Here is a 19,958-nt window from a genome sequence, read left to right as displayed (position 1 = left end):
CTTGTCCGAAGGGGACATCGACCAAGGACAGCTGGACCGCCTGTTCACCTCCGCGCTCGAAGCGGCGGTGGCCCGGATCGAGAAGGATGGCCATTTCTTCCCGCTGATCTTCGAATTGAGGGCCAGCGGCGTCATCCACAATCTCGCCGTGCTGGATCTGGCCCCCATCAATGGGAAAGAGGAGGTGCAGGATCGCCTTGCCACGCTCCTTCGTCCCCGGGCCGAAAGCGGGAAAATTCACGCGGCCGCCATCATCACCCACCGCCCCGACGAAAAGACCTTCTGCGTGCAGATGCGCGCGTCGAATTACAGCCAGAATATCGAGGTCCCATTCAAAATCGGGATCGAAGGCCTGATAAAACGCCGGCGCCGGGTAACGCTCGGAGATTTCTCTGCCAGCGAAGCGGCCAATGCAATTTTCTGAACCCAAAGATGCGAGCGATGGGGCCGAACACCGCTACCTTATCGCGCTTGGTTCCAACATGCGTGTGCCCGGTATCGGAGGACCGCGGGCTGTTCTGACGCAGGTTCGGTCCGTTTTCGAAGCACGCGGCCTTGGTGTCGAAAGCTTATCGCCGATCATGCGCAGCCGGCCCATAGGCCCCTCCGAGCGCGAATATGCAAATGCCGCAGCCATCATCCTTGCGCAGGCAGCACCGCGGCAGATGCTCCTCCTGCTCCAGGAAATAGAAGCGGATTTCGGTCGCCGACGCACCGGTGCCCCTTGGCGTCGCAGGCAACTGGACCTCGACATCGTTCTGTGGAGCGGCGGTACATGGTCCTCGCCCGATCTCACCATTCCCCATGCGCTGTTTCGCGAGCGCGACTTCGTCCTGCAGCCTTGCGCGGCGATTGCGCCCGGCTGGCGCGACCCGGTTACCGGTCTGACCCTGCGCCAGCTTGCCGCGCGCGCGCCTTGAACGCAGCAGCCGGATTGCCCGAATAGACGGTCCATTCCTCGGTGTCGGCAAACAAAGCGCCCCTGGCTGCGAGCACGGATCCCGCAGCCATGGAGACCTTGGGGCCAACGAACGCTTCGGCGGCGACCCAGCAAGAAGGCCCGATGTCGATAGGAGCCAGGACCAGCTGGAAATGCGGGTCTTCAATATCATGCGTGCTCGCACAAAGATGCGCCCGCTGCGAGATTACCGCCCTATCGCCAATCGTTACTTGCCCCTGATTGTAGATTATCGCCCCAGGGCCGATCAGGACCCCTGAACCGCAACTGAGGTTTCCGGGCCACCAGATATTGGCGCTGGCATGAACACGGCAGTTCGGCCCCAGCTTTGCACCGAAACACTTCAGCACCAATACCCGCCAGCCATGGAAGGGCGGCGGAGTCCAACGCGCAAGCAGCAGCCAGCTTGCCGACCAGAACGCGCGCAGCACGCGCGAGCCGAGAGAGAACGAGGGTCCTCCGTCACGGCTCCGGGCAGATCGCGCGTCGAGGGGTTCCAAGCTTCATTCGCTCCAATTGCTCGCCGGCTTCCGGCTTATTTCGTGCTTGGGTTGATGACAGGTGAAACCATGCTTGACCACCCGCGATAGCATGCCTAGGTGGCCCTCGTGGTCGGGCCGTTAGCTCAGTCGGTAGAGCAACTGACTTTTAATCAGTAGGTCGCTGGTTCGAACCCAGCACGGCTCACCACCTTTTCCCTTAGATAACAGCGACTTGGGTGGTCCCTTGGCAAGGCTCTGGTGCTCGGCCTGCCACTGAACACCGAATAAGCACCGAGTGGCTAGATGAGGCCAGCTTGTATAGATTCTGTTGCGCCTTGATCGTCCTTGGCCAACGCGTCGCCGACCTCTCCGTCGGATTCTCGACCTTCAATGTCGAATGGCAATTCGGTGATGGCTACCTCAAACTCGTCAGCCTCAAGACGGCCAAGTATCTCCTTCAGAACTTCACCCCGCATGATTCTCTGAGCTCGGTCGTTGGTATTCTGCAACGTAGCGCTGAAATACTTTTCAACGAGTGGGTCGGTGGGAGCATTCTCACGAGCTTCATCTACTGCTGCGTAGAGATTTGCCAGAGCTTCCTTTGCGGCCTCAGGGACAGGGCGTTTCTTTTCCTTAAACAAAAGGCGATCTAGTTCTGTCGCCAAGTTGTAGAAATCCACCTTCCTCCAGGCTCGCGATTTACTTGATAAATCAAGCTCCGTTAGGAAGTCGAAGACCGCCTGATACCGGCTATAGACTTCTTGCGCTTGCGAGAACTCCTCGTTGTAGTTCTCAAGAAACTCTTCAACCTCAGAGTCCCGATTAAAATAATTAGACATCATCGTCGCAGTCAGTGAAGCGATGTACGATACGTCCCGCATTCTCCTTACGTCGGTAGAGCTGAAAATCTTGTGGTCCTTAATGAAGTCATCTTCCGCAAGGGCTTCGGAGAACTTCTTGAACTGGCCAAGATAAGCTGCGTTATAGCGCTCCATATCGTTCAGACTGTATGAGGTGCGGTTCATCCGCCGAAAAATGCCGCGAATAGTCTCATCGTCATTGATGCCGAGATTTCTAACCGCAACCTCGTAGGCGAGAAAAGCTTCCTTTTGTTCCTTTGTCAGGTCCTTGAACGCAGTGATGGAGCGGGAGTTTTTGAACGGGGACACCCCCGTGAAGTAGTCAAAAACGGTACGCATTCTCTGCTGCCCATCGACGAGCATTTCTACCACATCGCCAGCATCAACATCGACGCTTTGTGTCGCGATATATATTTCTGGGAATGGGTAGCCCGACAGAATTGTGTCGATGAACGCGACTTTGTCTGGGTTGGTCCAGACTGCTCGGCGTTGAAAATCGGGACGGGGTATCAGCGCACCTTCGCGGATCGCCTTAATGATATTGCCGATGCGACGGCTCTCAGCGGAAGCTTTCATATGGGTGTCTCAATTGCCAGTCTGCAGGAATCGAATGATGAGGCGGCGTAGGTTTCCCAGAACTGTTCATCATAGTACACGCCCCCGGTGATCTTGTACGGGCCATACTCTCCCGACGCGGTCAGTAGCCGAAAAAAGTCAAACCAAGCCTTGGAGCGGGGAAACTCGGCAGTCTTCGGTAATCGGTCAGGGCGGAGCCAGCCTCGCAGTAGGTATTTGCGGAATGAATTTGCGTCAGGCCAACTGCCTTGCCCGTGCTCAACCACGAAAGCCGCGGCATCCTTCCATAAACTCGTGAATAGGTCGGCCGAAATGATCGCGATGTCGATGTCCGACTCATCGGCGAAGGGGGAAAATATCGGCCGCTTCTCCTTAGCCACGATTGTAAAGCCAAGCTTGGCAGAGCCGGTAACAATGACATCGCGCATGGCCACACCGAAGTTCTTAGCAACTGACCTGCGTAATTGGGCCTCCGCATCGCCATCAAGCATGAGCGCTTGACGCGAATAATAGAACCTATCCAGGATTACCTGGTTGTCGAGGTCTGCTAGTGCAGCCTTGAACTCGCCTAGTTGGTCAAGCGCCACAGGAGCGGTAAGTTTCTAACTTCATTCGGTATCTATCAGGAAGTCCGACGCCGAATTCAAGCCATTGGGGACATTTCTGCAGGGGATGTTCCCGAGTTGTTCACAGCGTGATATGAGACTGGCCTAGCAGACAATCGGAGCTCCCAATTGAATTTCGTTGATTTGTTTTCGTGTGGTGGCGGAATGTCGACCGGCTTTGCTGGAACAGGAAAATTTCACTCTATCGGCGCCGTCGATCTTGAGGTCGCAAAGCCTAGTCATCCTGTCGGAGCTACAGCTTGCAACGATACCTACGAAGCCAATCTTGGATTGCGTCCGCTGTCAGCCGATTTGGCGGTCACGACTCCTGATGAAGTCTCTACTCATTTTGGTTTTTCCGCAGAGGACGTCGACGTTCTTATCTCCTGCGCTCCATGCACTGGATTTAGCCAAAAGCAGTCGCGCAATCATATTAAGGACGATGCCCGAAATAAGCTCGTAGAACGCGCGGCCGATTTCGCTGAGGCATGGCAACCTAAGTACGTCGTCATCGAGAACGTAAAAGAGCTTCTTCGAGGGAAGCATAAGCACCATTTCGAAGGTCTGCATCGCCGCCTAACCAAGCTGGGCTATGAGGTTTTCGCAGAGGTGCACGACTTGAAGCATCTTGGCCTTCCTCAGAGCCGCATCCGGTCGCTCATTGTTGCCAAACTTGGCGGGCCCTTTAATTGGCATGTTCCAGAGCGCGAAACCTTCAAGACGGTTCGCGATGCAATTGGTCATTTGCCAGCCGTCGAGGCCGGTGAGCAGCACCCTGATGATGCGATGCATGTAGCACCGCGGATGACCGAACGCTCGATGGAGCGAATGCAGGCAATCCCTAAGGATGGTGGAAGCTGGACTGACATTCCTGAAGATCTTGGTCATCTTCGTATACCGAGTATGAATGTCAAAAAGCCCGGTTCCTTCCCTGACATCTATGGCCGATTGGCGTGGGATCGTCCCGCTCCGACAGTGACCCGCGAATGCAGTCATCCGGGTAATGGCCGCTACTCCCATCCGGATCAGGATAGGCTGCTCACCGTGCGTGAAATGGCATTGCTCCAAGGTTTTCCGAAGGACTACCAGTTCCGTGGGAGCCTTTCCTTCAAATATCGTCAAATTGGTGACGCCGTTCCGCCTATGGTTGCAGAACAAATCGCACGTGCAATTCTCGCTGACGCTGCAGGAGAAGTCACCCCAGCACCGGCAACCGAAAAGCAGCTGGCGCTTTCTGTCTAGCCTGGTCGCCCCAGTTCCCACCATGCATGAAGCGGGCAGAAGTCGACGCTGAGGCTTGAGATCGTGATCTTCTCGACACTGCCGTCCAAGACCAGTCGAAAAGCCTTTCGATTACCTACAAGTACATTTGCGCTTGTCCCCCCAGCTTTCGTGATGGGACCGAAATCTTCTGCTCCCAGGTTTGCTACAGCGGCCAAGACGTCCTTCGGGATTTCCCGCAAATCGTATCTGACAGTCTTATCATCGCCATAACTCCTCAGCATGAAAATCCGCTCGTACTCGTCCAAGTGAGACAAGATCCGTTGCCTCACCTGCTCGGGGGCGTCAGCAGGGCCAGACAAATCCCTAATCCAGCGGGCTTCCATCAACTTAGAAATAGTGATCGATCGAGGATTTAAGCCCTTCGCTGCTTCAGTTTTCAGCGAGTAGAAATTTCCATCTACCTCAAGGTCAGCACCACGATGAACCATGCTTTCCGTGCGCTTCGCCTCTCGACCGGCTCGCTGGAATGACTGTTCGAGAATATGCTCAAAATTCTCCTTCTTGAGAGCAATCCCACTCGAAGCGTGATGAGCAGCCAAGCGAGTTGAAAAATACTCAAACGCGTCCGCATCCAGGAAGTCATCTCTGAGATGTTCTCCGGTCTGCTCCTCAGCGAACTTCTCGATGATACCTGCGAGGACCTCGACCTGGATTGGGGAGAGTGATCGTAAGGCTGCTACGGTTTGCTCAATATCTTCCCGCTTATCGAATTCGCTAGGCATAAGACCCCCAACTTACTGAGTTTGGGGGGTATTGATGAACCGCGCCGGTGGGTCAAGTTAGGGGTTTGCCGGTTCAGTTTTGCGCCGCGGCGTGGCTTTCGTTGCTGACCGATCAGCAATTAAGGTGAAGCCAATGACCCTACCCGTTTCAGCCCCGTCAGACCTTCGCGGCGCGCCGGACTGCCGAACGCGCTATGAAGTCCACCGAGAGCACCAGAAGGGCACACAGATCGGTGTGGCCGGCACCGAGGTCGAAGAGTTCTTCGGTTTGGACCGTGCGAGGATTGCCGCGCTGACCTACGCGCTCGACGGGCCGCAACAAGAACGACGTCTGACCGGCAACGTGTCGATCCGCCGTTTGATGTATATCGGACAGCGAAAGGTGAAAGACGAGCTAGTTGATGTGCTCGACGAACGCGTGGCCCATCGCCTGTTGAACGAACTGACGTTTCCGCGCTCCGACCAGATGGGCCGTTCGGTGGATAGCCTGCAAGGCGATGTGAACGCATTGATTGCAGCCTGAATGAAATTGGCGGAACGCATCGCTGCGTCCCGCCAATCCCCCGTTCAACTCACAGGCAGTTAAAGCCGTCTGAAGGCGGCCATTCCATGCTCGGCCCAAGCCTCCAGGTCACCAGGCCAAGGGTCGCGAACAAAGAGCTGATAGGAGCGCTCTGTCTTGAGGTTCTCCATCCAGACGTGACGGTAGCCGAAAGCCTTCAACACCATCAGGAGGCCCTCCCATCCATCGGGGTTGGCCATGTCTGTGTCATGCCTGCCTTCGAGAAGCTCAAATGCCTTGTGGAAGGCGATGACCTGATAGCCGGTAAGCCGCCTGCACGCCTCAGCCCAAGCATCCTGTGACGTGAGCTCACCCGACATTGGGGCGTGCTCGCATCTTGTTGCCGCCGCGGGTGTGCTGCGGGAAAATGCTTTGGCCCCAGAAGCTGACCGGCCAGCCGCCCTCGACCGTGAAGGCCGGGGTGTCGTCGGTAAGCTCGACAGCCTTGAATGAGGCCACACCCGCTCCGATAAGTTGCGCAGCCTCTTCGCGTGCTGCGGCTTCATCAGCGCCGGTCGCGACCACGGTGTTCATCGTGTCGCTGCGGCGCTTGTTCGGTGTGTCTGCGAAAAATACGAAGGTCTTCATGCATCATCTCCTTGGGCTTCGGACGCACGACGAGCCTTCAGGCCCTTGGCTATCCGATCTTCTGGCTGGCTGTCATCGGTGTCGTCGTCCTGGTCGTCATCGACGCGGGCGTCCGCGCGCTTCTTGAGACCAAGGCTGATGCGACCGCGGCCATCGGCACGGCCGCTCTCGAACTCGCGCTCTTCGAGAAGAACCTCGTCGCTCAGTTGCTCGATTTCCTTGAGGGCGTTCGCGATTGTGAGGAACTTCTTGCCGACCAAGGCTTCGGCAATCTCGTTGCCTGATACCGGCCGGTCGCGGGCGGGAAGCTCAGCGAGCTTCGAGCAGACTGCTGCGCCCATCTCGAGGTCCATCTTGGCTGCCGCGAGCTCAGCAAACGACTGGAGCTCGGCAGGACCCGCATATTTGAGCTGTTCGAGAATAAGCGAACGGCGTTCCGACCCGATCGTATCGCGGGTCAGCATCTGCATCGGACTTCGGTAGTGGGTTTCTACGGACTTCTTCCAGTCCGTATTCTCGCCAGCCTGCTTAACGAAGGCCGTCCGCACGTCGCGGCTGGAGCGGAGCACCTCGCCGCGAAAACCGCTTGTCGCTTGCCCGACGACCTGGGTGCGCTGCACCTGCGACAGGTCTGCAAGCGAACGCTCGACTTCGCCGCGCTTCTTTTCGATTTTGCTGGAAAGAGAGCCGAGCAGTTTCTTTTGCTCGGCCCTATTAGTCTTGGCCTTCGCAAGTCGGCTCTGAACGTCCGTCTCGGACGCCCACCGGCTCGCCAGTGAGGGCTTGGTCTTTGCCATAAGGTTCTTCCTTCATCGGTGTTGCATCACGCGCTGCCGAGAGGTCCTTATGGTGCGGCATCAGCCGCTTTCAGGTTCCCGCCATCGCGGAGGGCCGAAGCAATTATCGGCCGCACAAACAGGTCAGTATGTCGAAGAGACAGAAAGTCGGACCAGCAGTGCGACCGATAAGGCTCGGCTTACGCTGCTGCCTGTTCTTCCAACCTGGCGTCGAGTTTTTCGCGGAGACGGGCAAGTTCATGATGGGACCCCCGTCGGCAGAGTTTCTTCGTAAGCAATCTTTCAATCGCGAAGTCTTCAATATGCCAATCGATCTGGGAGTTGCCTTGGCTTTCGCCATATTCGGCCATCCACCTAAAGTGCTCGAAAAGGCCCATCGGTAGCTGCTTAAACAGCGCCCAGAAGATAGCCAGTTCGCTTTTCAACTCCAGCTCAGGCGGTTCATCCCCTAAGTCTCGCTGATTATCGCACCAAATTCCGTATTCGGGTGAGCCTGTCAGCCACTCCCACAGAAATTTGTCGGACTCCTCAAAACACTCGACCGGGACGCGGAGGTGGAACTCCGCAAATCCCTGCGTCAGTGCTTCAGTCGCCGACTGCGAGGCGGGAAAAATTTCGATTTCTTTGCTTATTGTCATTAGTCGCTCCTATGTTGCGATGCTTGCCCCAAAGTGGGCGACCAACTCCAATAAACATGACAACCCAGAGCACCATCAACACTTTGACTTTCGAACCTTGTCATGGTCAAAAGTGTCCAATGTCAATCGACCCCGAAACTCTCCCAGAAGTGCTCCGTAAGCAGAGGGGGCTGCGCTACCGCCAACCCCTTCCGCCGGGCACAAGGTTTCTCAGCCATGGCAGGATTATCCGAGCCTATGCAGAGCACCTGATCGACAAGGGCGAGCGTCCGACACTCGATAAGGTTCGCTCACTGCTTGAATGGCTGGACAGAGATTACAGCCTCAACGCGGACCGTATATCCTTCGCGCTCCGTCGCTTCTTCAAGAACGGGCGCATGGACCGTTTCACGAACGGGCATCAGGTTCGCATCGGCAAGGAGGTGTTCGCGACCAAACGAGAAGCTGCGCGAGCGCTAGGCATCGCACCGCAGACGGTGAAGAACCGGATCGATTCCACCGACCCCAAATGGGCCGAGTGGAGTGAAACCTAGAAGTCTCGCTGCGACGCCCTCACCGGCTCGTAGATGCAACCGTATCGGATCGCATCGGCAGCGTGGTCGGGCGCGTCACTGTCCAGATCTTCAGGGTCTCGCGGGTCGCGCGGAATGACTGGCAAGGTTTCCCAGGCGTAGGTGCACAGGCGGGAGATATAGAGGCCAGGCAGGTCGGGCTGTCCGGCTTGCGAAAGCAGTGTGCGCATTCGCTCCCAGCCCGCTTTTCGGCTACCCTTGCCAGCCGGATAGAACCGAACGCCTTGCTGACTGAACTCGTCGGCAATCGTCGCAGCATCGAAGCCACGTGCTCGGGCAAAGATCGCATCGTCGGCTGCGCCGTCAGGCTGGATGCCCCACTTGGCGCACATCTCTTTGATCGCGTCCGATAGCCTCGGCACGGTCCAGCCCAATCCCTCGCTAGGGCGGTTGGGTCGGCTGGTGGCAAGCTCGTCGAGGACCACTATGGAGCCACGCGGATAGTAGTGACCATCCGGTCCTGTGGCACCGGGCGAGCGGGCCATGACGTAGGTCGCTGAAGGCGAAGCTGTGCCGAAGTCGTGGGCGATCCACGCCTTCCAGCCCTTCGGTATCTCCTGCCACGGATCGAGGGCGCAGCGGTCAGGCGACAAGCACCCTGCAAAGAAGGCACCGCGGGCAACTGACCAGTCGCCTTCAGTCCATGCGCGGAACAGGTCATCGTCACCCGCACAGGCAGCCTGCAACTGGCGCCGGTAGTCCTCTTCATCGAGGTGCGGGTTGTCCAGGTAGGTGGATGGTGCGTGGACGCACAGGCCGCCAGAGTGACCGGGGAATGGCATCCATGCATCGGCAGGCAGGACGTAGCGCGAGGCCACCCACTGGTGACCTACGCCGCCGGGATTGCCCGCATAGACCGTGCGCAGCGGGATATCCTTGGGACCGCGCAGATTGGAGCGGAGCATGTCGATGACATACGGGTCGGCCCACTGCGTGAGCTCGTCCACCATGATGAGCGTGAAGCTGCGGCCCTGCACCTTGTCGTAAGCGTTAGGCCCATCGACCTGTGCAAGCTCCACATAGCCATACGGCAGCCGAAACACGTGCTCGGTGGCGTTGTAGGACACTTTCTTGCCGTATGCCGCCGAGAAGAGCTGACGCAGCACAATCTCGAAGTCGGAGAGGCCCTTGTAGGTCTTGCGAATGTAGAGGACGCGCGCCTTCTCGCGATACTGCTCGACGTGCCGCAGTATCAGCAGCGCCTTGCAGTAGGACTTGCCGCCGCCGCGACCGCCGCCAAGGAACAGATCGACGTTCTCGGGGACCGACAGGACTTTCTCCTGATATCGGGTGGGCCTGAACTCATCCATCGGTCACGCCTTGCCCTTGATGGTCTTGATGTAGTCATCGACCGTGCCCTGTGCGCCAGGCAGGTTGATCGTAACGTTGACCTTCTGCTCCTTGCCCGTGTCCACCTGACCGTGATCGCGATAACCGTGGCGGCTCTTGAGCGCGAAGAGGATGGCGGTGGTCTCGCCGTTGCGGGCTTTGTCCATCAGCAGATCGACCAGTTCCTTCTCCTCGAAGTTCAGGGTCTCGTCGATCGCAGCAGTGATCCGCTCGTCTTCGTCGCGCACGCGCTGCCAGGTGTGGAAGCTGATACCCAAGGCCTTCGCGATCGAAGCCTGAGTGTTGTTCTTGCGGATCGCATCGAGGACCTGAGGGATGAGGCGCTCGGGGATGACGTATTTAGGCTTGCCGCGCTTGGGCTTGTCGGGCGCGTTCCGGTGCTTGGCACTGTTCTTGTTATCGTCGGCCATCGACAGGCTCCTAGAATGCTTGGGTTTTCTGCTGACCGCCCAACTGATTTCAAATCAGTTGGGCCGAGTTTCTTGGCAGAGGCAGGCAATCGAATGACGGAACGAGAAGGAAAGAAATGCCAGCAATGCCCACAGCCCGCTTAGTCGCGCGTTTTTTTAAGCGCGGGCAATAGGCAGATAAGGGTGCTCTGATGGGGCTGGTCGGTTCCTACAGAGACCAGGCTGGAGGTCCTCTTGGCTCCCTCCATCAGACAGGCCACAGTCCCCTGCTTTGAATCCAGGTAGACAGGTAGACAGGCACCTTTCTTCTTATCTCTATCGATGACCACCGTCATCGCCTTTCCAAGCGATATCGGATCAGTTTTCATCAATCTGACAAGAACTAGAAAAGTGCTTGTCTACCTGTCTACTAAGGTCCGAAAAGCCAAGAAAACCAAGGCTTAGAAGGGTAGACAGGCACTTTCGAAAGTGCCTGTCTACCGCTTGTCTACCCGTAGCCTGCCTGTCTACCTTTCAGGCCACGATTGCCGCTGTCCCAAGCCCGTAGACAGAATGTGCTTGTCTACCGAGCGGTTTATGTCTCCCCTCGCTTTTCCATAAAAGCATCGATGCAACCAGCCGCGCCTTTGGCTTCCCATTCGGCGTGGTTATCGATGGACCAGAGCTGCCAGGACTTGCGACCCGATCCGTCCTGCTTCTTATAGCGCTTCTGTTCTTTTGCCCCGGCCACGTCACGCAGCCAGCTAGGCACTCGGTTCCTCAAGCCTTTGTGGCTTCGCAAACCATAGGGCAGGGCCTCGATCACATCGGCCACGCGCACTAGGTCGAAGTCGAACGGCTCAGCCCGGTCTTCGAGCATCTCGTCAAGCACCTGCTCGACCTCACCGAGCGAGAGGTGCTGCATCTCGGCCTTGCCCTTTGTGCGCGGCGCTACGCCCTTCGGGTTCAGCTTCACCTCGCGGTTCTGCAGGTAATACTTGATTGCTGCGACGTGCTTCTCCTTGAGCAAACCGAAGAGCCGATCGTAGTAAGCCTCATCCTGTGGCTCACTCTCGGAAAACACGACCAACCACCGGCGATCCCCGATCTCGATCGGCAAAGCGTCCTTGTGGTTCGAGATGCAGAGCAGATTGAGGAAGTTCGGCTGGCTGTAGGTATTCGTGTGCATCAGCCGGATGCGCAGATAATCATCCGTGATTACCGGCTTAAGCGTGTTCGAGACTTCCTTCCGACCAAGCGCCATCAGTTCTTCGAGGATCGCGAGCTGAACGCCTTCCTGCCACCCGGTGTATTTCTCCGTCACCTCGCTGCTGAGCGGCGTGGAAACATTGTTCTCACCGATCATCGCCCGCATGAGTTTCGAGAGGAAGCTCTTGCCGGTGCCCGGCTTGCCCTGGATCAACAAGGCAAAGTGCACCTTCACGAATTCGGGTGCGACCAAGAACGAGAGGTAGTCCAGCACGTGCTCCCGCTCCTGCTCGTCGGGAAACAGGTAGGCCATATGTTCGAGGAACACCGAAACGTCGCCAGCCTCGGGTTCCACGCCGCCGGGACGCCACAGGTTATAGCGTCCTTTCCATTCACCTTCGGTGATGATTTCCCGCTGACTGGGAACGTAAGCGAGTGACTCGAACCGGCGCATCGGCAGCTTCTGCTTCCACACTGCATTGCAAATGTCTCCGTCCGGCCACCGATGCTGATACATCGACTTGAACTGCTTCTCGTCGTGCTTCTTCAAGTCCGAGCGGCGCACGAAGCGAACGATGTCTGAAATCCAGACCCATTCGTCCCACCAGGCTTTGGAGCCTTCGACCGGCTTCTCGAAGCGACCTGCATCATCATCGCAATCGATGTCGGCAAAGTCCTCTTTGGCGCTCGGGCGGGGGACCAAGTCCCCACGTCCTGCCTCATTGATGCGCTTGAACAGAAAGCCTTGCGTTACCTTCCCGCCCGGCCCGTCACAGCTCAAGCTGTTCCACCGGTTTCGGATGACTTCGCTATGCTCAGCGTAGTCTGGATCGGACGTAGACCATTCGATAAATTCTAGCAGGCCATCGCCGCCCGTAGCGTGGTGGCAGGCCATCATCAGGTTTAGCCACTCGTTCTGATCGCGGTAATCCTCCACCGTCAACGCGCCGAGCATCTCGGCAAGCCGCTCGGGCTCAACGTCACCAGCTTCTGCCTGCGACTGCTCGCTGACCGGCTTGCGGATCAATTCGATCAATGCGCGCGGTGCCTCTGGTGCGCCGTTGTCTAGCGGAATTGCTAAGACGTCCCACAGATACGGCTTCCCTGTATCGGGGTGGATCGAACCGGCTGCGACTACTTGACGACCATGCGCTTTGAACTCGACGCCCTTGAAATCGGGCAACTCGTTGAGAACCTGAATCGGCTGAGGCAGCGTCATATAGATGTGCAGTCCGCCAGAGCCGGTCATCACGGTCGGATAGTCCTCGAACTCCTCACCGATCATTTCAAACAGGTCGGCTAGCGGGTTCACACCTTCACCGAAATTGCGCGGATCAACGTCAATGACCAAGTCTGTCGGACGAAGTCTCACGCCGATGTTCTTACCGATAGTGCGATGGTCTATCGCTTCGGTTAAGCTCATTGCGGGTTCTTTACGCCACTGGCCGATCGGCGCTTTACCCAACTTCTGACCCTTGCGATTGACCTCATCGGGGCCATGCAAGGGAATAAGCTCCGCATTAGAAGCCTCATACGCCTGAAGCTGATCGACTGCTGGTTGTCTGGGAGTGGAGGCGGAGACATTAATCTCTGCATCGGTCCCTTCCAATCCGATGTTGTGGGTGGTCGCGTTTTGGTCAACGCGGCCACCTTTTTCTTTGTCCGTTCTCATCGCGCTACCTCCCCGCGCACAAAGGCGTCGAGGTCGTCCACGTGATACCGGACTAGCCGGTCCTGAATGAGGTTGTAGTTGGGTCCCTGACCCCGGCACCGCCACGTTTTCAGTGTGCCTGCTGTGCAACCGAGATAGGCTGCTGCCTGCTCGGGATCGAACCAAGGTGTGGGCTTTGCAAACTTCGAGAAAGCTCGCTCGACGGCTCCCTCAATCTTCTTTTCGATAGCGTCTATCATCATGACACTACTCCTTCTTGCCGGGCAGCTAGGCCGCCCGGTGGTTGGGTTTCTGTCTGTGATGACTGTGCCGACCCGAGGGTCAGTTTGAGGGAGCTATCTCAGTCCGCTGGTGAAGGCCGATCCCATTGTGGATCAGACCGCCCTCGCATTCACGCGACTCGGATTAGCCTGCGTCAACGAATAAATCGACCAACGTTTCTCCCGCCGTGTTTTCAGTGACTTAGGATTTTTCGACTTCCCTAGGCCTGATAATCTCCATGCCGAGCATCGCTCCATGGAGGTCCATCGGAAACTTCTCATAGACATGCTTCTCCAAGGCCTGTGCGTGGACGCGCAGATGCTCGACGAGGTGTTCGGCGTGGACATAGCCACCGGATGCACCAGGCAGCTTCTGGCCAAGCAGAAGGGCGCTCTCTGCATACGGTGCACCGGCCTGAATGAAGAGCGTTCGAGCGTGATGCCGATACTCGTGTGGGCTAGGCAGGCCATCCTCTCTCGGTTCCATGATATGCCCGCTGCGGCTTAGCGGAGCAGGCCAAAGCCACTCGCTCCCAATCGGCTCATCATCTGCCATCCGGTTTGCCAACAGGTCGGTCAGACCTTCGCCCATAGGGAAGAGCAACTGGCCGCCCGTCTTCATGTGGCGGAAAGTCAGAATTCGGTTCTCCAAATCCACGTCCTTGCGCTTTACCTGCAAGATTGACGACCGGCGAGCGCCCGTCAGCAACATCGCGATGTGAAGGTCCCTGCGAGCAGGCTTGAGCTTCTGAACGAGCTCCCACCATTCGGTGATATCAAGCGCGTCCACCTTCCTCCTCTTCGTTGCAGGCACGCGCAACGCAGCCACCGGGTTGGCTTCAATCGTCTCGTCGATGCGCATGGCTGTGTTGATGACAGCACGGAGCGTTCTCATCACACTCGCGCCTGTCGTCTCGCCATGCTTCTTCTTCAGCTTGCCGAAAAGCTCACGGACTTCCTGGCGCGAAATATCTGCCACGGCTCGGTTTTTGAAGCGGGTCAGATAGTGATCCACATGGTAGCGATATCCCTCGACTGTGCGCGGGCTATGCTCCTTCTCTTCGAGGTGGGCTTCCAGCGCCTTAGCCAGAGTGATGCCGGTTTCATCCGGTCCTGCGCTCGGGTCGATACCCGACTGTATCTGGCTCATCAGTGCGCGGGCCTTATTGCGGGCCTCACGCAGTCCGATCCGGTCGCACCGATCGATCTTCATTCGCACAGTGCGGACATGTCGCCCATTCTTGCGCACATCACCCTGGACCGCATACGATTTGGTCGTCTTGTGACATAGCACCATCAGCCCTTTCACTTGTGCATCCCTATGGATGCCAGAGCCTAGCGGGAGGTCCCTGATGCGGGCTTCTGTGAGGTTGGTAACGGCCATTCGACATTCTCCTAAAAACACCGCGCCGAGCACCCAACGGTGGCCTCCTTTGGTCACCGTCAGTCGACGCTGATTGGCTTGAATGTCGCGGTTTTACTGGCTTGCGGGCCCTAAACTGACCATGATTAGCTTCATTCAGCTGATTTGGGCGCAATGAGCCGGTGCGGGGGCACGGGCGCGGATCCCGTGCCCCGAATTGTTAGATCGCCGCCTTGACCCGTTGCCGTTCATCAGCGGGAAGCGAACGCGCCACGGCGATAAGCAAGTCGGCGATTTCACGCTGCTTACCCAACTCGTCCCCCGCGTACCAACCTTCCAGAAATTCCTTCTCTACGTTGATGCGCACAGCAGTGCTTGGGGGTTTGTCGTATTTGGCGAGAAATGCGGTCAATTCCTCATTAAGTTCATCGAAGAGGTCTCCGTCTTCAGGAACAATGGTGAACCAATTTTGCAGCTGCTTTTCAGTGCGCCGACCGTCCCGCGGATCGTCATTGACATATTCCTCGGCCGTCATCGTCTCGTAGCCGCAGAATTTCGAGGGGGCGAACATCCATTCGCCGTCGTCATCATAAGTCGCATACCAAGCCCTGGCATATGCAAGGCGCCGTTGGAGCTCCTGACTTTTGTCGAGCTCTTCTTCGAATCGCGCGATGTTCTCGAGAACCTGCTGTTTGTTTGCGACGAGAATGGACATATTCGATCTCCTTTGTTCCTCATTAATTGCTTGGACAAGATGCAGATAGTGCGGCCGCCTGCATATGTCAACAAGTTCGTGAAGTGCATGAAGATAATGTTTTTGATAGGGCGGAAGCTACGCTTTGCGCATGGGGGGGCGGTGGAGGTTGGCCATTCGACATTCTTAAAGAAACACCGCGCCGAGCACCGAACGGTGACCTCCTTTGCTCACCTTCAGTCGACGCTGATTGGCTCGAATGTCTCGGTTTTGCTGGCTTGCGGGACCTAAGCTGACCATGATTGGCCTCGGTCAAAGTTTGTGAGCGCAACTTTTAATCAGTAGGTCGCTGGTTCGAACCCAGCACGGCTCACCACCTTTCCCAAACGCTTAGCTCAAAAAGTGAAGTCGGCCTGTCACGACGGGTCCGTAAGGCGTCCGTTTGTGGAGCGTGCTTCTCTTGACGATTTATCCAGGATCTCTTCCACTTTCCGATAATCCGCTCCATTTTGAGCGCTCGCCCGCTTCGCCGCGAGACGCCTTGCCGCTAGGGTGATTTTGCCGTCGTAGCGCTCCATTGACGATCCGAAAAAGACCGCGCTCGCGGAGGTGGCGTGTCCCTAGGGCAAAGCTAACTGTTGTTCGCAGCGCATCATATAATCGCGCGTCAGCGGCAAGACGCGACGATCGCGGCAATACTGGATCTGGTAATTGCACATGCCGCCGTTCTCGAAGCTCGACGTCGCCCCGGCGAGATAGAAGGTCCACATCCGGAAAAAGCGTTCGTCGTACATCGCGACGATCGCCTCCCGGTGCTTCACGCAGTTCGCGTACCATGCGCGCAGCGTTCTTGCGTAATGCAGGCGCAGCATCTCCGTATCGCTGGCGATCAGCCGGTACTTCTCGCTTGCGGCCACAGTCTCGGAAAGTGACGGGATATAGCCGCCAGGGAAAATGTACTTGCGGGTGAAGGCATCGGTCATGCCCGGCCCACCGATGCGGCCGATGGTGTGGAGCAGCATCACCCCATCGTCCGCTAACAGGTTGGCGCAGGTCTGGAAGAACGTATCGTACTGCGGCCTGCCGACATGCTCGAACATGCCGACCGAAACGATCCGGTCGTACCGGCTTCCCCGGTCCGCCAACTCGCGATAATCCACCAGCTCGAAGGTTATGCGATCGGCCACGCCGGCCTTTGCGGCGCGCTTTCTGGCAAGTTCCAGCTGCTCGCGCGACAAGGTGATCCCGTGAACTTTCAGGTCGAAATGCCTGGCAAGGTAGATCGCCATGCCGCCCCAGCCGCATCCAATGTCGAGCACGCTATGGCCATCGGCGAGCGCGAGCTTGGAGGCGATGTGCGCGAGCTTCGCTTCCTGCGCTTCGCCCAGTGTGTCGAACCCATCTGCCCAGTAGGCGCACGAATACTGCATGTGCTCGGGATCGAGCATCAACTTATAAAGATCATTGCCGATATCGTAGTGGTGCGAGACATTGCGTTGCGAACGGATCCGGTCGTTCACTGCCTCGCGCGCGAAGCCGATGCGGTTGACGATCCGTCGCACCAGCTTTGGCGAGCCGATGGTACCACCTCTGTCCCACGGCTGGTTGGAACGGAGCAGTTCGACGAGCTCCATGATCCCGCCCTGCTCGATGACCAGGCGCCCGTCCATGAAGGCTTCTGCAGCGCCGAGCCGCGGATCGAGCACGATGTCTCGGGGAACCTTCTTGTCAGCGAGACGGATTGAAACGTCCGGGAAGTCTTCTGCCGGAGACCCGAAGCGGGAAACCGAACCATCGGCGAAAGTAACTTCCAGGGTGCCGCGTTCGATGATCGCGTCGAGATATCGGTTCAACAAGGTCGCACTCATGGTCCGATGATATGACTCTGGCAGCAATCACGCCAGACGTAATGCCGAATTTCGGTTACCGCCAAAGCGACGAAATTCGGGCCGCTCCGCTAGAATCCGGTAAAGGTACGCGACACAGGCCAGGCGAAAAAACCTAAAGGCAATGGGTTTCATTCTTCGAAAGTCCCGGCAGTCTTGGGCAATGGCGCACTTTCCTGTTTCTTTTTGAAATGCGGGGGGCTGCGCTTGTACTTGCAAGATGACAAATGAAATCAATGGTTTATAGCCACCTATGGTTGTGGGCTTTGCCTTCTTGCCACGGGCACTTAAAAGGCCCTCATGAAACGGTCGCTGATCTTGCAGGCTGGAGCGGAGGCGCTCGCTGTTGGCGGGATCGCCGATCTCGACCTCAGTGAAATAGCCGCGACGGTCGGGCTCAAAACCTCGAGCCTCAGATATTATTTCAAAAACCGCGAGGCGCTCGCAGAGGCGATTTACCTTGAGCGGCTCGAAGAGGTCGGAGAAGGCCTGGCGAGAGTTCGCAAGACCCAGTCGCTCGAGGAAGCTGTCGAAATCCTGTGCCGGATAGAGATCGAACATTGGGCGCAGGAATCGGAAGGCCAGTCGAGCCGGATACCCCAGTTTGGCGAAGTCCGGACGCTCAGCAAGGAGCGTCGCACTCGTGTTGGAGCGCGGTTCGAGCAGGTGCTTCGCCAAGCGAACGAGTTGTTCGCCTTTCACGATGTCGAAATTCCCGAAGAAATGCCGTTTCTCCCGGCGCAAATATTGCTGGAGAACCTGTTCTGGATTCCCGCATGGATCGAGCATTTCAGCGACTGGGAATTTCCAAGGGCTGCGCGCGATCTGGCACGCGTGCTTTGTGACGGTATCGCGCGAGATGGTACATCGTTTGAATGGCAGGCGATAACCGACGCCGGTTCGGATCTGGCTTCGCAGAACGGCAGGGCCGACGCCTTTCTGCGGACCGCGACGCAGCTTGTCAGCGAGCGTGGATACAGAGGGACCTCCATCGACGATATCGCAGCAAGGCTCGGCCTGACAAAGGGTAGTTTCTACCACCACAACTCCGAGAAAATCTCGCTGGTCCAGCAGTGCTTCGAGGATAGTTACGAGCGGGTCAGCCAGCTGCAATGCGAGGCCAGCGAACGCTTTCACGAACCGCTCGACCGGATAGCAACGGTCGTCGGGTCGATCGTTACCATCCAGATGCGCCAGGAAACGCCCATTATCCGGTCATCGGCGTTGCCCGGCCTACCGCGCGACTTGCGAATGTCGGTCATTGGGGGCGCCGCTGCCTTGGACAGGTGGTTCGTGGCCGAGCTAACGGCATTGCACAGGCGCGGACAGGCAACGGATGTGGATCCGTTTATCGCAGCTCAATATGTCTCGGTCGGCGCCAATTCGGCCTACGATCTTGCGCGCTTGTATCGATATGAGCCGAAAGATCGGAACATTGCACTCGTCATGGATCGGCTGCTCAGAGGTTTCGCAATCTAGGTACGGAGACATTTCCAACGCTCTGCCGTTCCTGCCAGATTATAGGCGACAAATTGTGCTTGTTTTTTGATTTTCACACCCGCAGTATGGCGCTGCCGGGGAGAGGCCATAAAAGACAAATCGGTTCGGCCGGCGAGAGGACGCCTGTCGATCCTTAGCTCTCTCGGGCGTGGTCAAAATATTGCCCGGGGAGAGAATATGAGAAATCGACTGAATGCGACAATCGGCCGCACCGCACTTTGTGTTGGGCTGCTGGCATGTCCTGGCGTCGCCTTAGCACAGGCGGAAGCCGAGCAGGCAGGCGCGGATGAGCCGGACACGAATACGATCGTCGTCACGGGCTCGCTCATTCGGGGCACGCCCGAAGATGCTGCACTACCGGTCGATGTTTTCACTGCCGATGACCTCCGCAAACAGGGTGTCGATAGCCCGCTCGAGTTCATCAAGGACCTCCCGTCGGTAGGCGCCGTTCTTGGCGACTCCAACCAGTTCAGCACCGATGCGCAGGGCTTCCAGGGCGTCGGTTCGATCAACCTGCGCGGGCTGGGTGCAACGCGAACGCTGGTCCTCATGAATGGCAAGCGCACCATCCTGACACCGGGCGCAGGTTTCGTGGACACGCAGCTTATTCCGCTCTTCGCTCTCGAACGCGTTGAAATCCTGAAGGACGGTGCTGGTTCGACCTATGGTTCGGACGCGATTGCCGGGGTAGCCAACTTCATCACTCGCAGCAGGTTCACCGGTTTTGAGGTTCAGGGCGACTACAATTTCGTTGATGGCTCGGACGGCAATTACAGCATGAGCGGCCTGGCCGGATTCGAGTTCGGCGATGCCAACCTCGTTGTCGGTGCTGGCTGGCAGCATCGCTCCGAATTGCCGACGACCGCACGCGATTACATCAACGTCGGATACGCCGCCAACCCGTCGGCCTCTTCGGGGTTACATATTACGATGCCGCAACGGATTCATTCGACACACAAATTAGGCCTGATCGGGGATGTACCGACCTAGG

Annotated in this window: 22 protein-coding genes and 1 tRNA gene; 8 read left to right on the top strand and 15 right to left on the bottom strand. The window is 57.4% G+C overall.

The window, feature by feature from the left end; all coding sequences use genetic code 11:
* The first annotated feature begins 1 nt into the window (after position 1).
* Positions 2-424, top strand: a complete 423-nt coding sequence (locus CVE41_RS05340) for a hypothetical protein (protein WP_100259724.1) — start codon at positions 2-4, stop codon at positions 422-424.
* Positions 411-920, top strand: a complete 510-nt coding sequence (gene folK, locus CVE41_RS05335) for a 2-amino-4-hydroxy-6-hydroxymethyldihydropteridine diphosphokinase (RefSeq protein ID WP_100259723.1) — start codon at positions 411-413, stop codon at positions 918-920. Before CVE41_RS05340 ends, folK begins: the two co-directional genes overlap by 14 nt.
* On the opposite strand, the gene CVE41_RS05330 is transcribed toward folK, so the two are convergent.
* Positions 877-1,458 carry an LbetaH domain-containing protein gene (locus tag CVE41_RS05330; RefSeq protein WP_100259722.1) on the bottom strand — a complete coding sequence of 194 codons (582 nt, stop codon included), beginning with the start codon at positions 1,456-1,458 and terminating at the stop codon, positions 877-879. The two genes, folK and CVE41_RS05330, sit on opposite strands and share 44 nt — an antisense overlap.
* Before the next feature lie 114 nt (positions 1,459-1,572).
* Here CVE41_RS05330 and CVE41_RS05325 point away from each other — a divergent pair.
* Positions 1,573-1,648, top strand: a tRNA-Lys gene (locus CVE41_RS05325).
* Between the two features lie 91 nt (positions 1,649-1,739).
* Here the strand turns inward: CVE41_RS05325 and CVE41_RS05320 are convergent.
* Both CVE41_RS05320 and CVE41_RS05315 read right to left on the bottom strand, forming a co-directional pair.
* Positions 1,740-2,876, bottom strand: coding sequence for a DUF262 domain-containing protein (locus CVE41_RS05320; RefSeq protein ID WP_100259721.1), 1,137 nt, complete (start codon positions 2,874-2,876; stop codon positions 1,740-1,742).
* Positions 2,873-3,463: a hypothetical protein gene (locus CVE41_RS05315; RefSeq protein ID WP_100259720.1), complete on the bottom strand. Its 591-nt coding sequence runs from the start codon at positions 3,461-3,463 to the stop codon at positions 2,873-2,875. Before CVE41_RS05315 ends, CVE41_RS05320 begins: the two co-directional genes overlap by 4 nt.
* A 147-nt stretch (positions 3,464-3,610) precedes the next feature.
* Here CVE41_RS05315 and CVE41_RS05310 point away from each other — a divergent pair, with 147 nt between their 5' ends.
* On the top strand, positions 3,611-4,723 hold the full coding sequence (locus CVE41_RS05310; protein ID WP_198507728.1) for a DNA cytosine methyltransferase: 1,113 nt from the start codon (positions 3,611-3,613) through the stop codon (positions 4,721-4,723).
* Here the strand turns inward: CVE41_RS05310 and CVE41_RS05305 are convergent.
* Positions 4,720-5,487, bottom strand: a complete 768-nt coding sequence (locus CVE41_RS05305; protein WP_100259718.1) for a hypothetical protein — start codon at positions 5,485-5,487, stop codon at positions 4,720-4,722. The two genes, CVE41_RS05310 and CVE41_RS05305, sit on opposite strands and share 4 nt — an antisense overlap.
* 133 nt (positions 5,488-5,620) lie before the next feature.
* On the opposite strand from CVE41_RS05305, the gene CVE41_RS05300 reads away from it, so the two are divergent.
* A complete protein-coding gene (locus CVE41_RS05300; protein ID WP_100259717.1) occupies positions 5,621-6,010 on the top strand; it encodes a hypothetical protein in 390 nt (129 codons plus the stop codon).
* A gap of 59 nt (positions 6,011-6,069) precedes the next feature.
* On the opposite strand, the gene CVE41_RS05295 is transcribed toward CVE41_RS05300, so the two are convergent.
* From CVE41_RS05295 to CVE41_RS05280, 4 genes are all read right to left on the bottom strand, one after another.
* Positions 6,070-6,369 (bottom strand): hypothetical protein, encoded by a 300-nt coding sequence (locus CVE41_RS05295; protein ID WP_100259716.1) that lies wholly within the window; start codon positions 6,367-6,369, stop codon positions 6,070-6,072.
* Complete coding sequence (locus CVE41_RS05290) at positions 6,359-6,637, bottom strand: hypothetical protein (protein ID WP_100259715.1); 279 nt, start codon at positions 6,635-6,637, stop codon at positions 6,359-6,361. The genes CVE41_RS05295 and CVE41_RS05290 overlap by 11 nt, the downstream gene beginning before the upstream one ends.
* Positions 6,634-7,434 (bottom strand): hypothetical protein, encoded by an 801-nt coding sequence (locus tag CVE41_RS05285; RefSeq protein WP_100259714.1) that lies wholly within the window; start codon positions 7,432-7,434, stop codon positions 6,634-6,636. The genes CVE41_RS05290 and CVE41_RS05285 overlap by 4 nt, the downstream gene beginning before the upstream one ends.
* A gap of 179 nt (positions 7,435-7,613) precedes the next feature.
* The gene (locus CVE41_RS05280) at positions 7,614-8,072 is read right to left on the bottom strand and encodes a hypothetical protein (protein ID WP_100259713.1); all 459 of its coding nucleotides are present in this window, start codon (positions 8,070-8,072) and stop codon (positions 7,614-7,616) included.
* A 119-nt stretch (positions 8,073-8,191) separates the two neighbouring features.
* Between CVE41_RS05280 and CVE41_RS05275 the strand changes: the two genes are divergently transcribed.
* Complete coding sequence (locus tag CVE41_RS05275) at positions 8,192-8,605, top strand: hypothetical protein (RefSeq protein WP_100259712.1); 414 nt, start codon at positions 8,192-8,194, stop codon at positions 8,603-8,605.
* Here CVE41_RS05275 and CVE41_RS05270 read toward each other — a convergent pair.
* The 7 genes from CVE41_RS05270 to CVE41_RS05230 all read right to left on the bottom strand — a co-directional run bounded on the left by CVE41_RS05270 (position 8,602) and on the right by CVE41_RS05230 (position 17,449).
* Positions 8,602-9,954: a phage terminase large subunit gene (locus tag CVE41_RS05270; protein ID WP_100259711.1), complete on the bottom strand. Its 1,353-nt coding sequence runs from the start codon at positions 9,952-9,954 to the stop codon at positions 8,602-8,604. The genes CVE41_RS05275 and CVE41_RS05270 overlap by 4 nt on opposite strands.
* Positions 9,955-9,957: 3 nt before the next feature.
* Positions 9,958-10,404, bottom strand: a complete 447-nt coding sequence (locus CVE41_RS05265; protein WP_100259710.1) for a hypothetical protein — start codon at positions 10,402-10,404, stop codon at positions 9,958-9,960.
* 574 nt (positions 10,405-10,978) lie between these two features.
* Positions 10,979-13,264, bottom strand: coding sequence for a DUF5906 domain-containing protein (locus CVE41_RS05255; RefSeq protein WP_100259708.1), 2,286 nt, complete (start codon positions 13,262-13,264; stop codon positions 10,979-10,981).
* A complete protein-coding gene (locus CVE41_RS05250; protein ID WP_100259707.1) occupies positions 13,261-13,506 on the bottom strand; it encodes a helix-turn-helix domain-containing protein in 246 nt (81 codons plus the stop codon). Before CVE41_RS05250 ends, CVE41_RS05255 begins: the two co-directional genes overlap by 4 nt.
* A gap of 220 nt (positions 13,507-13,726) precedes the next feature.
* On the bottom strand, positions 13,727-14,908 hold the full coding sequence (locus CVE41_RS05245; RefSeq protein ID WP_100259706.1) for a tyrosine-type recombinase/integrase: 1,182 nt from the start codon (positions 14,906-14,908) through the stop codon (positions 13,727-13,729).
* A 199-nt stretch (positions 14,909-15,107) separates the two neighbouring features.
* Positions 15,108-15,602, bottom strand: coding sequence for a hypothetical protein (locus CVE41_RS05240; protein WP_100259705.1), 495 nt, complete (start codon positions 15,600-15,602; stop codon positions 15,108-15,110).
* A gap of 599 nt (positions 15,603-16,201) precedes the next feature.
* Entirely contained in the window at positions 16,202-17,449 is a 1,248-nt protein-coding gene (locus CVE41_RS05230; RefSeq protein WP_100259703.1) for a class I SAM-dependent methyltransferase, read from the bottom strand.
* Between the two features lie 318 nt (positions 17,450-17,767).
* Here CVE41_RS05230 and CVE41_RS05225 point away from each other — a divergent pair, with 318 nt between their 5' ends.
* On the top strand, positions 17,768-18,946 hold the full coding sequence (locus CVE41_RS05225) for a TetR/AcrR family transcriptional regulator (protein WP_100259702.1): 1,179 nt from the start codon (positions 17,768-17,770) through the stop codon (positions 18,944-18,946).
* 198 nt (positions 18,947-19,144) lie between these two features.
* A complete protein-coding gene (locus CVE41_RS05220) occupies positions 19,145-19,957 on the top strand; it encodes a TonB-dependent receptor plug domain-containing protein (protein WP_100259701.1) in 813 nt (270 codons plus the stop codon).
* Position 19,958 lies beyond the last annotated feature (1 nt).

The organism is Qipengyuania seohaensis (assembly GCF_002795865.1).
Taxonomy (GTDB): domain Bacteria; phylum Pseudomonadota; class Alphaproteobacteria; order Sphingomonadales; family Sphingomonadaceae; genus Qipengyuania; species Qipengyuania seohaensis.
This window is presented reverse-complemented; position numbering and strand designations above follow the sequence as displayed.